Raw genomic sequence first — 15,832 nt, 5'->3', positions numbered from 1 at the left:
ATCTTTGTAAAAAAAAAGAACATGATTCGTTGGCTTATTTTCGTTTTGGCATACATTGCTTTAAGTTTTTATGTACTTCAGGCATTAAGAACCATTTCAAAACAGCCTTGGTGGTCTTGGCTTTATATAGCAGTTTCACTGGCTGTTATGTTGAATTTTATATATCAATTTACTGCTGGTGAAGAAACGGGGCGTGTTTTAAGTATACCTAAAAGTTATGCCTTTGGTTTTTTGTTGACCATGCTAACCTTCAATATTATTACTATTCTATTTTTGTTTTCAGAGGATATTTATCGGCTTATTTCGGGTTTATATCAAAAATTATATGGGGCGGAAAAACAATTTGGCTTGCCTGCACGTAGGCGATTTTTAAGTTTGTTGGCTTTGGGGATCGCAGCTGTGCCCTTTGGTGCTCTTTTGTACGGTATGTACAAGGGTAAATACAATTTTAAGGTATTGAAGTATAATTTAGAATTTGATGATCTTCCAGATAGTTTTGATGGGTACCAGATTACACAAATATCTGACATACATAGTGGAAGTTTTGATGATAGAAAAAAAATTGAATATGCTGTAGACTTGATCAATCAGCAAAAAAGTGATGTATTGCTTTTTACTGGCGATATGGTGAACAATATGACCTCTGAAATGGAACCCTGGGCGGATTTGTTTAGCACGCTAGATGCTAAAGACGGAAAGTTCTCTGTGTTGGGCAATCATGATTACGGAGATTATATACCTTGGGAAACGGAAGAGTTGAAGAGTAAGAATTTAGAGGATCTTAAAGCTTTGCAGAAGCAAATGGGATTTGACCTTTTGCTCAATGAACATAGGTATCTTAAAAAAGGAGAGGATAAGATTGCTTTAGTAGGTGTGGAGAATTGGGGAAAAGGCGGATTCAAGAAAGCCGGAGATTTAAAAAAAGCAGCTTCACAGGTCAATGTAAATGATTTTAAAATATTAATGAGCCATGATCCTTCGCATTGGGAAATGGAGGTTATTAAAGATGCTTACCACTATCATTTAACGTTAAGCGGCCATACTCACGGTATGCAATTTGGTATTGAAATACCGGGGTGGATCAAATGGAGTCCGGTGAAATGGAGATACCCATATTGGGCAGGTATTTATAAAGAGATGGGGCAATTTCTGAATGTGAACAGAGGATTTGGTTTTTTAGGATATCCTGGTAGAGTTGGAATTTGGCCAGAGATTACGGTGATAACTTTGAGAAAAAAGGCATTAACATGATTTTAACCCTTTTACAGGGCTACAAATAGATAGGCAAGAGTAGTATTTTAACAATTTTTACTACATTTGGCTAACATAGAAAAGTATTTTATATGTCCAAATTTGGTGAACTAATAGATTTAAAGGTACCCGTTCTTCTGGATTTTTATGCAGAGTGGAACGAACAGTCAACTGCAATGCACCCTGTGCTTAGAGATGTAGCTGCGGCTTTAGGTGATAGAGGTAAGGTTATAAAAATCGATGTGGACAAGAACAAAGAACTTTCACAGGCCTTACGGGTTAAAGGTTTGCCTACGCTAATGATCTACAAGAAGGGCGAAATGGTTTGGCGCCAAAGCGGTGAGCAAGACGCTAACACTTTAATTGGTATTCTCAAAGAATACGTGTAATCTATCTCTCTTCATTTCATTTCTAAAACACTTTGGGCTTTCGCCCAAAGCTTATTGTTGTGTAGAAATATCTATTGTATCTTCTAATATATCCGTTTTGGTATTATCTGGTAGTATAGTATCGGATATTGGCATGGTATCCATCATGTCTGGATTAGAATCCAATACATCTTGCGGCATACCCATATCATCTTCGTCCTTATAGAAGTGTTGAAACTTGTCAATATACTCATTGAATATCAATGTTTCTTTTTCTGCAGTATCCTCACTGTCATTTGTGATTACAATATCAATATTGCGCCTGTAAGCTTCCATATCGGCTATAATATCGTCAATGTTATTATATTGTTCGTCTAAGCTGGTAGAGGCATAATATTCCAATCTTTCTTGATACTTTTTCTTAAGTTTTTCAAAAAGCTCACGGGCTTTATTGCTTTCACCAACTTTGTAATAACCATCAATAAATGGTTCTACTAAAGTGTAATAGCCAAACTTGTCTACGGGCATATTAGTCAATGATATTTCAATAATATCCTTGGCCTTGTCCATTTTGTTCTCCTTGATCAGCCCTTCGGTTAAGCGCGCCAAATTGCCTCTGAACGAAACACTCTGTATACGTGTTTGCGTATCATGGTAAATATCACCACCAGAGTTGCCCCAATCCCAACCGGTTACAATGTCATACATTAAATCGGTATCTATTCTGCCTAATTCAAAAGCATTAGGTCTTTCTGTTCTTATAGGTACTAATTTATAGGCTAAACCATCTAATTGTAAGTAGTCTTTCATCCAAAGATATTCGGCATCATCAAAACTTCCTCCAGAAAAGTACAAAGGACGTTTCCAGTCGTTGTTCGCCAAAATATCAAGCATCATCATGCTTTTCTTGGTAATGGCGCCAGGTAAGTCTATATCAATATAATCTACAATTAAATCGGCATCTTTTTCCTTCACCAAACCACTACTTAATACATTCTGTTTGTTGACGGGAACCCTAATTTTGTTGGTAGGGTAGTAAACTATGTTTTGCGTATCTTCAGAATATTGACTTAAATCTGCCCCATTCTGCTCAAATAAATACTTAAGTTTAGTTCTTGGTTTATCACTATCGATCCAATTGATAAAATCTTTAATTGGCCATCTATTCTCGGTAATGCTTTGGTGGTACAATACGTCCCTAGATCCCCATCTGTATTTTTCATGGGTTATTTGAGAGGGTATAGGTGCGCTCTCATAAGCCGCCGCTTTCATTTGATCTACATACCAATCTGTTTCAAAAAGGCTGGTACAAACTATGCGCACATCTGTTCTATAATGTTCTATTTCTTGGGCATACCAAATAGGGAAGGTATCATTATCTCCAATGGTGAACAATATAGCACCAACATCTTCTTGACAAGAATCTAAATATGCTTTTGCTGATGAATTCGCTGTAAATCTATTTGACCTATCGTGATCATCCCAGTTTTGTACCGCCATAACCGTTGGTACGGCAAGTAAGGTAGCAACGACTACAACAGGTGCCAATATTTTTGGTGTGATCCAATCTTTGAAACCATCATAAAGACCATACACTCCAATGCCTATCCAAAGGGCAAAAACATAGAACGACCCTACTAAGGAGTAGTCGCGTTCACGTGGCTGAAAGATGCCTGGATTGGTGTAAAATTGAATTGCCAGCCCTGTAAAAAGAAAGAAAATCAGCAGCACCCAAAATTGTCTTTTGTCTTTAGATACTTGAAAAATAATTCCAATAATTCCTAGAATCAATGGTAAAAAGAAATAGGTGTTTCTGCCAGGATTGTTTTGTATGTCACTAGGTAAATTGTCTTGACTACCTAAACGCCAGCTATCAATAAAATTGATTCCGCTCAACCAATTACCATTTTCATTATAACGGCCCTGAACATCATTCTGTTTTCCAACAAAATTCCACATAAAATAGCGTAAATACATGTAGTTGAACTGAAACTCGATCATGTATTCTATGTTGTCCCACAAAGTTGGTGGTTGCACTTCTATGTATTCATCAAAACGTTTTAAGAAACTGATGTATTGATCCGCCCCGATTTCGCCATTTGCAAAACCTATTTTAACCTGCTCTGCCGCTTGTCTTAATTCTTGGTTGGGCTGGGTAATCCTGAAATCCAAGGCTCCAAAATAGCGCATGTAATTCTCTGCATTTTGAGAGCTCCACATTCTAGGTAATAAACCTTGGTGCTTTGGATTTGGACCCTGAATGGCATCTTTGTATTTATTTACAATTATATATTTACCTAGCGTATAATCTTTTTCATATTTTGGTTTGCCGTCTTGATCTTCGCCTGGTGCTGCAAACATATCGGAATAATAGGTGCCGTAAACGGGACTATCCACACCTGGGTATTGCTCCCTGTTATAGTACGCTAAAAGAGCTCTCGCATCTTCAGGGTTGTTTTCGTTAATTACAACCTTGGCATTTGCCCTTATGGGCAACATTAGCCATGAAGAAAATCCTAAAAACAAAAACATCATACATAAAACAATGGTGTTTGCTGTTTTGTAATTGTTCTTACGCGTATAGTTTAAGCCAAAATAAAAAGCGGCAATAAATAACAGGCCAATGATTATTGATCCAGAATTAAAAGGTAAGCCTATACTGTTTATAAAAAAGACTTCGCCCCATCCAAATAATTTTAATACGTAGGTCAATGAGAATTTATAAACCAACATTAAAATGGCAATGACGATAATGTTAGCCAGTAAAAAATTCTTTACCGTTGTTTTTTTGTAGGTTTTAAAATAGTAAAGTAGACCAATTGAAGGTATGGCCAAAAAGCCCATAAATTGAATACCGAAAGTAAGGCCTACAACAAAAGAGATCAGTATGATCCATCTATTCCCCCTAGGGTCGTCTAAATTATCTGTCCATTTAAGACCTAACCATAACAAAAGTGCCATAATGAAACTGGCCATGGCGTATACTTCTGTTTCCACCGCGTTGAACCAAAAACTATCGGAATAGGTAAATGCAAGGGATCCTACTAAAGCACTTCCAAATACCGCAATAGCCTTACTATTGGTAAAAGGACCATCTTTATCTATCAGTTTTCTGGTAATATTGGTAATGGTCCAGAACATGAATAGAATGGTAAATGCGCTAGATACCCCAGATACTAAATTTACCATCATAGCTACTTGATTGGGTTCCAATGCGAACATGGCAAAGAAAGCACCGATCATTTGTAATAGAGGTGCCCCCGGTGGGTGACCAACTTGCAATTTGGCAGCGGTAGCTATATATTCACCTGCATCCCAAAAACTATTAGTGGGCTCAACGGTAATATAATACGTTATAAGGGCTATAAAAAATACGGACCATCCTAGTATGGTGTTCCACTTTTGGTAGTTGTTTGAAAACATGAAGCTTGGGTTAAACCTAAGTGGCGAATTTACTAATTAATATAGAAAGGAATAAACTATTTTTATAAACCTTTAACATGAGGCAATAAAGATTTTTTCAATTTTTACTTTAAAAAATATTTGGTGAAACCAAACTTTGTTTTAAATTTGCAGCCTCTTAAAAAGGTATTGGCCCATGGTGTAATGGTAACACTCCGGTTTTTGGTACCGTCATTCAAGGTTCGAGTCCTTGTGGGCCAACAAAAGAGTTCCCCAGTAATCTGTAAATCAGGTCACTGGGGTTTTTTATGCTCTATATGTACGTGTAATTGTCATAACAGTTAGTGTTTTTGTTGGCTTTTTTCTATTTTCAATATAAGTTAAGTTAGATTAGCTTTAAATAAGTGTGACCAAACCTAAATATTATATCCTTGAATAAAAAAGACTTATCTGAATCTGACATAAAGGCGAAATTTATCACACCTGCGATTTTGAAATCAGGTTGGGATGAGCAAACACAATTAGGACGTGAGATTTTCTTCACAGATGGTCGAATCTATGTGAAAGGAAAGCTGACTGCAAGAGGAAAACGAAAATTTGCGGACTATATTCTTTTCTACAAACCGAATGTTCCGATTGCCATAATTGAGGCAAAAGACAACAAACACAGTGTAAAAAGTGGAATTCAACAAGCTCTTGGCTACGCCAACACCTTGGATATTCCTTGTGTGTTTAGTAGTAATGGAGACGGATTTTACTTTCACGACAAAACGGCAACAGACGGAGAAATTGAAAAAGAACTGACTTTAGACGAATTTCCAAGTCCTGAAATTCTTTGGCAGAAGTACAAAAAGTACAAAGGAATTGAAACCGAAGAAGTTGAAGAAATTGCAAAGCAAGAATATTTTCAAGATGGTTCTGGTCGTAGTCCAAGATATTACCAACAAATTGCAGTAAACAGAACAATTGAAGCAGTTGCAAAAGGTCAAGACCGAATTATTTTGGTTATGGCAACTGGAACAGGAAAAACTTACACAGCTTTTCAAATCATTTATAGGCTTTGGAAAAGTGGAGCAAAAAAGAGAATTCTATTTTTAGCGGACAGAACTGCATTAATTGACCAAACAGCTCGTGGAGATTTTAGACATTTTAAAGATGCTCTAACAATCATAAAAAAGAAACAAATTGACACAGCTTACAATATTTATTTAGCATTATATCAAGGTTTATCTGATAGTCAAGGAGCAGATGCATACAAACAATTTAGTCCAGACTTTTTTGATTTAATCATAATTGACGAGTGCCACAGAGGAAGTGCAAAAGAAGATAGCAAATGGCGTGAGATTTTAGCTTATTTCGACAAAGCAACTCACATTGGATTAACTGCAACACCAAAAGAAACAACCGAAGTTTCAAATATTGATTATTTCGGAGAACCGATTTACACCTATTCTTTAAAACAAGGAATTGATGATGGTTTTCTTGCACCTTACAAAGTTGTAAAAGTGACTTTAGATATTGATGCCGAAGGTTGGCGACCAACACAAGGTTTTGTAGATAAAAGCGGAAATCCAGTTGAAGATAGAATCTACAACAGAACGGATTTTGACAAAAATATAGTTGTTGACGAACGTAGAAAATTAGTTGCAAAAAAGATAACAGAATTCTTAAAAGGTTATGACAGATTTGCAAAATCAATCGTTTTCTGTATTGACATTGAGCACGCAGAAGGAATGCGTTCCGCATTGGCTAACGCCAATGCCGATTTATTTGCTCAAAATAATAAGTACGTAATGCAAATTACAGGCGATAACGAAGAAGGAAAACGCGAGTTGGATAGTTTTATCAATCCAAGTGAACCTTATCCTGTTATTGCGACAACTTCAAAATTAATGACAACAGGAGTTGATGCTCAAACTTGTAAACTCATTGTTTTAGATAGCAATATTGGTTCAATGACCGAATTTAAACAAATTATTGGTCGTGGAACGAGAATAAATGAGGAATATGGTAAAACCTATTTTACCATTATGGACTTTAGAAATGTAACCAACTTATTTGCTGACCCAGATTTTGATGGCGACCCAGTAATGATAAAACAAGTTGGTGAAGATGATGATTTATCTGGAGCAGAAGATGAAACCACAGATGAAGTAATCACAGACATTTTGGATGGCGAAGAAGTTGATTTTCCAGACATTCAAGGTGGTGGATTAATTGAAGAAGATACGAGGCGAGAAAAAATTCGAGTAGATGGTGTTCAAGTTAAAATTGTAAATGAACGCGTGCAATATTTAGGTAATGATGGTAAAATCATAACGGAAAGTCTAAAAGACTATACCAAAAACAACGTAACCAAACAATATCAAAGTTTAGAGAAATTTCTAAATTCTTGGAACAATTCAGAGAAAAAAGAAGCTATTATTAAAGAATTAGAAGAACAAGGTATTTTCTTTGATGCTCTAAAAGATGAAGTTGGAAAAGAATTTGACCCTTTCGATTTAATCTGTCACGTAGCTTTTGAAGCAAAACCCTTAACAAGAAAAGAAAGAGCAAACAACGTAAAAAAGAGAAACTATTTTACCAAATATGGAGACAAAGCCCAAACGGTTTTAAATAGTTTACTTGATAAATATGCAGAAGATGGTTTATTAACTATTGAAAGCACAGAAGTATTAAAACTTGACCCTTTAAATAAATTAGGTACACCAATGGAATTAATCAAAGCTTTTGGTAGCAAAAAAGTTTATTTACAAGCGTTAAAGGAATTAGAAACAGAATTATACAATACCACAGCATAAATGGCAAACGTAGCAGCAGTAGTAAGCAGCATAAGAAATATAATGCGTCAAGACAGAGGAATTTCTGGTGATGCACAACGATTAGAGCAATTAGGTTGGATGCTCTTTTTAAAAATCATTGACGATAAAGACCAAGAATTAGAAATCTTAAAAGACGATTATCAATCTGTAATTCCAGAGAAATTTCAATGGAGAACTTGGGCAAGCGACCCAGAAGGAATTACAGGAGACGATTTATTAGAATTTATAGATAGTAACGCACAAAGCAACAGAGGTTTGTTTGCAACGTTGAGAAAATTAACAAGCGTAACTAACCCAAAACGTGCTGCCATAGTTAAAGAAGTGTTTGATGGTTCTAATAACTATATGAAAAGTGGTTACGAAATGCGTAAAGTCATTAACAAACTCAATGAAATTGACTTTAACAATTCTGACGACAAACACATTTTCGGAAACATTTACGAAAGTATTTTACAAGAATTGCGTGATGCAGGAAACAAAGGTGAATACTACACACCAAGAGCAGTAACGCAATTGATGACACAAATGACTGACCCAAAATTGGGAGAAAAAGTACTTGACCCAGCAGCTGGTACAGGCGGATTTTTAACAGCAGCAATTGATCACGTTAGAGAACATTATGTAAATACTGTTGATGATGAACATACGTTGCAAAATAGCATTACAGGTTGGGAATTAAAACCTGTGGCTTATGTTTTGGGTTTAACCAATTTAATTTTACACGAAATGGATATTCCAGACTATCATTACATTGATAGTTTAAAAAAGGAATACAATAGCATTGGTAGAAAAGACCAAGTAGATGTTATTTTGGCAAATCCACCTTTTGGTGCGAGTATAGCAGATGGTGTAGAAACCAACTATCCTGCAACATATAGATGTAAAGAATCTGCCGATTTATTTGTGATTTTAATGTTACAACTCTTAAAACCAAAAGGACGTTGTGCTATCGTGTTACCTGATGGTTCAATTACTGGAGATGGTGTAAAATCAAGAATTAGAGAAAAGTTATTGACGGATACTAATTTGCACACGATTATTCGTTTACCACAGACTACTTTTTTTCCTGCCACAGTAAGTACTAATTTATTATTCTTTGAAAAGGGTAATAAGACCAAAGACATTTGGTATTACGAACATAAATTACCCGAAGGACAAAAAAGCTATTCTAAAACCAAACCTATACAGTTCAATGAGTTTGAACCAATAATTAAATGGTGGAATAACCGAGAAGAGAACGACCAATCTTGGAAAATAAATATTAATGATTTAAAAGATTGGGATTTAGATGTTAAAAATCCTGTTCAGGAAGAGGAAGAAGAATTAAAAAGTTCAGATTTTATCCTAAAGGCTTTGAATAAATCTTTTGATAAATCGAAGGAACTTACAAATGAAATAAAGCAGAATATTTATGGCTAAAAAGTATTTTGATAACCATAAGCTGCAAATTGCATACGATTATTATTTCTCAAATATAGTATGTAATACTTGGGAAAACATTCATTCTGTTTTGGACATTACGAGTGGTGATAATTTACCGAAAAGAAAAATGATAAAAGGCAAGTATCAAGTCTATGGAGGTGGTGGAATAACAAACAATTCACACAATGAATTTAACATTGATTATGAGACAATTGGTATTGGTCGTGTTGGTGCTCGCTGTGGGTGCGTTTTCAATATTAAAAAAAACTCGTGGGTAACTGATAATGCTTTATTAGTGCAAAGTTTTGACGACAGGTTAAGTCTAAATTTTTTAAAGCATTATTTGAACTATCAAAATTTAGGACAATTTGCTAACAATGCAATGCAACCTGTTATAAGTAAAACAAGAATTTCGAGTATTAAACTACCTATAATTGATTTAGTTGAACAAAACAAAATTGCCAACAATCTTGACATATTAGAAAACAACACCCAAGATTATAAAGATTTAGATAATGATTTATTGAGTAAAATTAGTGTAGTTGACAAATGGAAAGAATTAACTTTTGAAGTACAAACTCAAAAGCAGCTACTTGACGATTTAAAACAAGCCTTTTTACAAGAAGCTATACAAGGAAAACTAACCCAAGAATGGCGAAAGCAAAATCAAAATACAGAACCTGTAAGTGAATTATTAGAACGCATAAAAGGAGAAAAAGAACAGCTCATAAAAGACAAGAAAATTAGAAAGGAAAAACCCTTTCCACCAATCACAGAAGAGGAAATTCCTTTTGAAATTCCTGAAAATTGGGTTTGGTGTAGAATTCCTCAAGTTTTAGCTTTAACTAAAAATCCACTACGTAGAGGTCCATTTGGGAGTTCGTTGAAAAAAAATATGTTTGAACCAAAATCAAGTTCTGTAACCAAAGTTTATGAGCAACAAAATGCTATAAAAAAGAATTATAGTCTAGGCAATTATTACATATCAACTGAAAAATACCCTAATCTTAAATCGTTTTTAGCAGGTCCTGGAGACATTATTGTTAGTTGTGCTGGAACAATAGGAGAAACTTATAAACTTCCAAGTGATGCACCAATCGGTATAATAAACCAAGCACTATTGAAGATAAAACTTAATAATTCAGCTATTTTAGATTCCTTTTTTCTTATAATGTTTAAGTCTCAATTAAAAAGCAAGGTCAATTCTGACGCAAGAGGTTCGGCAATGAAAAATATGGGTTCTGTTAAATACTTACAAAATGAACTCGTATTTGGTCTACCGCCATTTGAAGAACAAAAAGCGATAGTAGAAAAAGTAGAAACCTTAATGCAAAAATGTAATGCGTTGGAGCAAGAAATAACCCAAAGTGAACAACATGCCAATATGCTAATGCAAGCAGTTTTAAAAGAAGCGTTTGAGAGTAAAACAGAAAATAAGGATGAATTTGATAATCATTATATAATAAAGTCGGTGTAGCAGGCTAAAGCTTGATGATATATAAGGGTTTTTACGAATGTATTTTGTTTGAAATAAATTTATTGTAAATGATTTTAGGTAAGTTTTTATTTATTTTTTTATTAGTAATTATTGGTTTTTTGATATCAATATTCAGTATTTATTTTACTGAAATAATGAATGTTTTTATAAAAAAAACACCAAAGTATGACCCTACTATAGAAAATAATATAAGTGATTTGTTATTTTACATTTTTCTGCTATATATACCTTCTGCTTTTATTTTTTATGTTTATTACGTACCCAATGTTTACGTAATAAATGGTTGTGATTCTTATGTAGCCCAGGTTCTTGTGTTTCCCAAAGAGAGTGCTAATTTAAAAATGAAATTGGATAGTGATTATTGTTATATTTTGAATAAGAGCAGCTCCCCGATTCATATTTCTACATTAGTCTACGATATGAGTCAATCAGATCTTAATAAGAAACTTTTACAAGAAGCGCGAGGTGAAAAATATGAGCATAAGAAAATCACTGGATATATTTACGATGGAAAATATGTAAATGGTATTATTGGTCCGAATGAAGAATTGAAATTATATAATGAAGAAGTGCATTATGTTTTCGCTGAGCCGGAAAAGCGGGTAAATGTAAAATATAAAGGGAAACTAAGGTATAAATTATCTTGTAGTGGTTAAGAAAGAAACTTATTTTTTCTCTCATTGATTAGTATAAGATAAATTTTAATGAGTTTGAAAACTACAGAGAAAGATTGATTTAAGTATTGAGAATAGCAATGATGATTTTTGTTTAAGGAATACCTATTTGTAAATAAATATGGCAGATATCAAATTATACAGTATTAAGGACGGGGTGGCTTCATCTAAGACTCCTGTTGATTTTAAATTTGAACGACAAATTCAATCACTATGTGAGCGAAATCTAGATACGTTTTTTGGTATTCATTTTTTGGCATCTGAATATTCCACAGGTAATAAGCACAAAGGCAGAATTGATAGTTTAGGCATTGACGAAAATTATTGTCCGGTTATTATAGAATATAAATTGGATAGTAAGGAGAATGTAATTAATCAAGGTTTGTTTTACTTAGATTGGTTAATGGACCATCAAGCAAATTTTGAGTTACTATGCATGAAAAAAAATGCATTACCTAGCGGTAAAGAAGTGGATTGGACTAATCCAAGATTATTATGTATTGCTAAAGACTTCACCCGTTACGATGATTACGCAATAGGTCAGATAAATAGAAATATAGAGCTTATTAGATATAGGGTTTTTGATGGTAACAGTATTATTTTCGAATTAGCAGGTACTTCTCAAAAGCAAGAAGCTGGACGTAGTGCTAGCCTAATACCTATTAAATATAGGGATATGGATGACGCTATAAACGCTGCTTCAGATGATTTGCTAGCACTTTATCAAGAACTAGAGGATTATCTATTCTCTTTAGGAGATGATGTGCAAAAAAAGGAGCTGAAGTATTACCACGCCTTTTCTAGAATAAAGAATTTTGCTTGTATTGAAATAAAAACGAAAAAAAAGGAAATAGTTGTCTATCTAAAACTAGATTATACCGAGATTCAAGAGCCTAGGCGGAATATACGTGATGTCGCTAATATAGGTCATTACGGTACAGGTGACACTGAGGTAATAATTAAAACTTTGGAAGATCTGGATAGTATTAAATTGCTAATAGAAAGCTCATACAACAATAGTTAATAATTATGAGTCTCCGTAATGATATTGAAAGAATTGTATGGCATGAAATGGGGCATTTTGTTATAGATGTTCATAAGCCTAAACATCATCCTGATTATTGTGTAAATGAAATAGTAGTGGAACACAACAAAAGAAGTGATAGCTATACATCATGGTCAGGTTATGTAAAGATGCTGCCTACAAAAAAATACGCTCTGATACCTGAAGATCCTTCGTTTATGTCTTACTCATTAATAAGCTTAATTTCAGGATGTATTTTCGAAACAATTTATTTTGCTGACATTTTAAATGTTGCCAAAGAAATAGATGATTGCTTCTCGTTCAAACCCAGTGCTATGGGAAGTAGGGATTATAACTCATACTATAACATAATTACCCATAGCAGATCCAGATATGAAAATTTCAGAGGGAATAAAGATGTCAATGCATTTTTAGAATTTGATTTTAAGGATTTAGTGAAAAATGAAATTAGCAAAAACAAGGACTTTATTTTGTCAATTAAAAATGTAATAGATAGTGTTGTCTTAAGAATTGAGAAGGATTTTTTAGCAAATAATGAACCATCACCATATGATTATAGAATTTCAGAGGAGGCACTGGATGAATTAAAAGCGGAAGTTTTAGAAATTTCAGGGGATAAAGGCTTTAGTGAGTTAATTGTGAAATTGCGTGATAATTTTACTGAGCAATACACAGGCTTTATTGAAAAGTACAATTCTGAAAATGATGATTAGTTAAGTAAAATTATATTCCTTTATGAAATACGAAGAATCATTAAATAAATATAGAAGAAAAGGAAGTTTCATTTTTACCGTTGAGGATAATTTTGCAAAAGTATGTAATGCTCCAAGAGACTTTGCTGGTATTTATTTGATATATGAAGGCACTTCAAAAACTAAGAATTTAATATACATAGGTATTAGTGGCAGACGTGGTGTTGATGGAGAGATTATTGTACGCCAAGGTGGTCTCTATGATAGGCTTGTAAATGGTTACCATCCTAATAGGTTTGGAGAAAGTAAAAGAATAAAGCGAAGAACAGCTTTTCCGTTACAAATGAAAAGTTGTGGTATTCAATCAATAGAAGTTAAATGGTGGGTCACGTATGACCAAATGTTTAAAGATTTTCCGAGTGATGTAGAGGGAGAGTTATTAGAAAAATATTTACTTGAAAATGGGTGTAAACCTAAGTGGCATAGTTAGATTTTGTTACTTGCCGTAATACATTTAAATAAATAAAATCTTGAAATGCAATTTTATGGTATTAGGTTTAAAATAATGGTTGATTCTGTTAGTTAGAGGTTGAGTGTTATTATTCTTTTACACGATATGAAACTTGCGGAATTTTATTTTTTTTATAGGATATCTATTTTAATATTTTGCTTAGCCTACCCTGATATGCTATTTTATCAACCTTAACCAACCATGTTCTACCCCATTACCTACCCTGACTAAGTGTTTTTCTGCCCTAGTCAACCATTTTCTACCCAATCGCCTACCCTTTTGGTATAAAACACTTTATTCTTTTATTTACCCTCCCTACCCTCCTTTAGTTTTCAGAGGAGGGTAGGGAGGGTGCTTTTAGTTGTATGATTTTTCAACATGATATAATGTTGAACCACCTGTCTTCTTTTTCAAGTAATTTTCTTGAGCAAGTGCTTTGCCCATATTAACAGGTCTTAGATTCAATTTAGTGTAGCCCATTAGGTAGTTGACAATGTCGGTAGAAGTCATAAACTCGCCTGACTTGATAGTGTCAGGTTTTTTGAAAAATTTAATTAACATTTCATGCTCGGCAGTTAAATCTTGGAATTTTTTATTTCGAAATTCATTACGTAAAATATCATCTGGGGTTATTCTTTCGTCAAATGTTTTGTCTTGGGACAAAGCATGTGCTTGACTCCATAGATTATCCATATTGAACTCTTTGCTATAAGCATAGTTAATTGATTCAACAACAAAACACAGCCACCTTACACTACCTGTTTCATCTTGCAAAAAGGTAGATTTATTTGTAGATCCAATAAATGACGCAACCCTATGTAAAATAGAATTTTTTCTGTCGTAGGGTAGGCGTTCATTTATTTTATCTTTAGAAAGTTGAGACTTTAATTGATTGATTTCTTTGCGGGCAAGTGCAGCCAATTCATCAAGGTTGATTAAAAAGTTTTTGCATAGAAGTAGTCTAGAGTCTTTATCGGATCCTCCCATGTCCTCGGCTATGTAATTTTTTAAAGCTTCAGGACAAAGATTTCTACACCATGTTGATTTTCCCATATTTTGCCCTTTACCATCGTCTGTAAGAATGAACGCTTGTTTATTGAAGTAACCATCAATTGTAGCACATTTTACCGCTCTCACGCACCATTTCTTAAAGTGATATATAAATTGTTCTTGATTTTCTTCTGGAGCTAATTTTATGTAATTGGCATATTGCGCTATATAGTCAATCTCACCTGTCCAAGGTTTAAGAGAATTAAAATATGATTTTAACGGATTGAAATTTGGTATAAACTCACTTTTTAAAATTGAAATAAGATTACTCATAGATACGGGAATATTTGCTTTTCTCAATTCTAGATATAAGCTATCTTCGTTGCAAACAGTAAAAGCGGTTTTCTCTTTTTTTGATATTTCTATATCTAATGATATTGTATTTCTACGTAAATCATAATTCTGGTTCAAATAATTTTCTACTTGATGAAAAATAGTAGTTCCTGATGGTTCGTTTAAGTCCTTTTTTTTAATTGTTTTATATGCCATATAAAAAAGTGTTTATTTGTCTATTAATACCGGACTCAACTTCTTGTGAAGTCCAACTTTTTCCATTGAAGATTTTTTTGTTGCCTTCATGTTTTAATAATTCATCTAACCTGGTTACAGCAAGTTGCTTTGATGCCCTACATTGACTTACAGGATGAATGCTTAACCCATATTCAGCTAATTCTATAAGTTTATATTGGAGCCGAGAATTCATTTGTGAAGTAAAATCCTCAATTAAAAAGTTCAATGGAGTATTTAGTAAGTTTTTGATTTTAATATTTATCAATTGGTTATCCAGGTTGATGTCGTATTTATCGGTGAAATTTTTTAAGGTAGAAACATAGAGTTTTGAAAAATGTGGATGAATATCTGGCTTCTGAGTTTGAAGGTTATTAATGTACCCGACAACTGCATTTAAAGCATCTATGTCATTGTTGTTTACTATTATTTTATCAAATTTTTCAAACCTCCAGATAATTCTTTTTATAGCGTTATCTATACTCATAGTGATTAATTTTTAGAATGAATATTGTGAAAAATCATGTTCTTTAGACTCAAGTCTGACATAAACTTAGTTAGGAGGTGTTTTAAAGATTTAGACTGGCTAG

12 protein-coding genes and 1 tRNA gene are annotated in these 15,832 nt (G+C 33.7%); 10 read left to right on the top strand and 3 right to left on the bottom strand.

Annotated elements, in window-relative coordinates; translation table 11 throughout:
• The first annotated feature begins 21 nt into the window (after window positions 1-21).
• Window positions 22-1,251, top strand: coding sequence for a metallophosphoesterase (locus CSC80_RS03620; protein ID WP_099189822.1), 1,230 nt, complete (start codon window positions 22-24; stop codon window positions 1,249-1,251).
• 92 nt (window positions 1,252-1,343) lie between these two features.
• A complete protein-coding gene (locus CSC80_RS03615) occupies window positions 1,344-1,640 on the top strand; it encodes a thioredoxin family protein (RefSeq protein ID WP_058103959.1) in 297 nt (98 codons plus the stop codon).
• A 51-nt stretch (window positions 1,641-1,691) separates the two neighbouring features.
• Here CSC80_RS03615 and CSC80_RS03610 read toward each other — a convergent pair whose 3' ends face one another.
• Window positions 1,692-5,042: a DUF2723 domain-containing protein gene (locus CSC80_RS03610; protein WP_099189820.1), complete on the bottom strand. Its 3,351-nt coding sequence runs from the start codon at window positions 5,040-5,042 to the stop codon at window positions 1,692-1,694.
• Window positions 5,043-5,211: 169 nt separating this feature from the next.
• Here CSC80_RS03610 and CSC80_RS03605 point away from each other — a divergent pair.
• The 8 genes from CSC80_RS03605 (at window position 5,212) to CSC80_RS03570 (ending at window position 13,664) form a co-directional block, all read left to right on the top strand.
• Window positions 5,212-5,282: transfer RNA gene (locus CSC80_RS03605), tRNA-Gln, on the top strand.
• Between the two features lie 170 nt (window positions 5,283-5,452).
• Complete coding sequence (locus tag CSC80_RS03600; protein ID WP_099189818.1) at window positions 5,453-7,822, top strand: DEAD/DEAH box helicase family protein; 2,370 nt, start codon at window positions 5,453-5,455, stop codon at window positions 7,820-7,822.
• The gene (locus tag CSC80_RS03595; RefSeq protein ID WP_099189816.1) at window positions 7,823-9,262 is read left to right on the top strand and encodes a class I SAM-dependent DNA methyltransferase; all 1,440 of its coding nucleotides are present in this window, start codon (window positions 7,823-7,825) and stop codon (window positions 9,260-9,262) included.
• Window positions 9,255-10,742: a restriction endonuclease subunit S gene (locus CSC80_RS03590; protein WP_099189815.1), complete on the top strand. Its 1,488-nt coding sequence runs from the start codon at window positions 9,255-9,257 to the stop codon at window positions 10,740-10,742. The genes CSC80_RS03595 and CSC80_RS03590 overlap by 8 nt, the downstream gene beginning before the upstream one ends.
• Before the next feature lie 68 nt (window positions 10,743-10,810).
• Entirely contained in the window at window positions 10,811-11,419 is a 609-nt protein-coding gene (locus CSC80_RS03585; RefSeq protein ID WP_099189813.1) for a hypothetical protein, read from the top strand.
• A 139-nt stretch (window positions 11,420-11,558) separates the two neighbouring features.
• Entirely contained in the window at window positions 11,559-12,461 is a 903-nt protein-coding gene (locus tag CSC80_RS03580) for a DUF5655 domain-containing protein (RefSeq protein ID WP_099189811.1), read from the top strand.
• Window positions 12,462-12,466: 5 nt separating this feature from the next.
• The gene (locus CSC80_RS03575) at window positions 12,467-13,195 is read left to right on the top strand and encodes a hypothetical protein (protein ID WP_099189809.1); all 729 of its coding nucleotides are present in this window, start codon (window positions 12,467-12,469) and stop codon (window positions 13,193-13,195) included.
• A 22-nt stretch (window positions 13,196-13,217) separates the two neighbouring features.
• Window positions 13,218-13,664: a hypothetical protein gene (locus CSC80_RS03570; protein ID WP_099189807.1), complete on the top strand. Its 447-nt coding sequence runs from the start codon at window positions 13,218-13,220 to the stop codon at window positions 13,662-13,664.
• A gap of 378 nt (window positions 13,665-14,042) precedes the next feature.
• On the opposite strand, the gene CSC80_RS03565 is transcribed toward CSC80_RS03570, so the two are convergent.
• Together CSC80_RS03565 and CSC80_RS03560 are read right to left on the bottom strand one after the other, a co-directional pair.
• A complete protein-coding gene (locus CSC80_RS03565; protein WP_099189805.1) occupies window positions 14,043-15,224 on the bottom strand; it encodes a VapE domain-containing protein in 1,182 nt (393 codons plus the stop codon).
• The gene (locus CSC80_RS03560; RefSeq protein WP_099189803.1) at window positions 15,214-15,729 is read right to left on the bottom strand and encodes a hypothetical protein; all 516 of its coding nucleotides are present in this window, start codon (window positions 15,727-15,729) and stop codon (window positions 15,214-15,216) included. The genes CSC80_RS03565 and CSC80_RS03560 overlap by 11 nt, the downstream gene beginning before the upstream one ends.
• Window positions 15,730-15,832 lie beyond the last annotated feature (103 nt).

It is taken from the genome of Maribacter sp. 6B07 (genome assembly GCF_002700155.1).
GTDB lineage: Bacteria > Bacteroidota > Bacteroidia > Flavobacteriales > Flavobacteriaceae > Maribacter > Maribacter dokdonensis.
The sequence above is the reverse complement of the archived record's forward strand: the minus strand, read 5'-3'. Positions and strand labels throughout refer to the sequence as shown.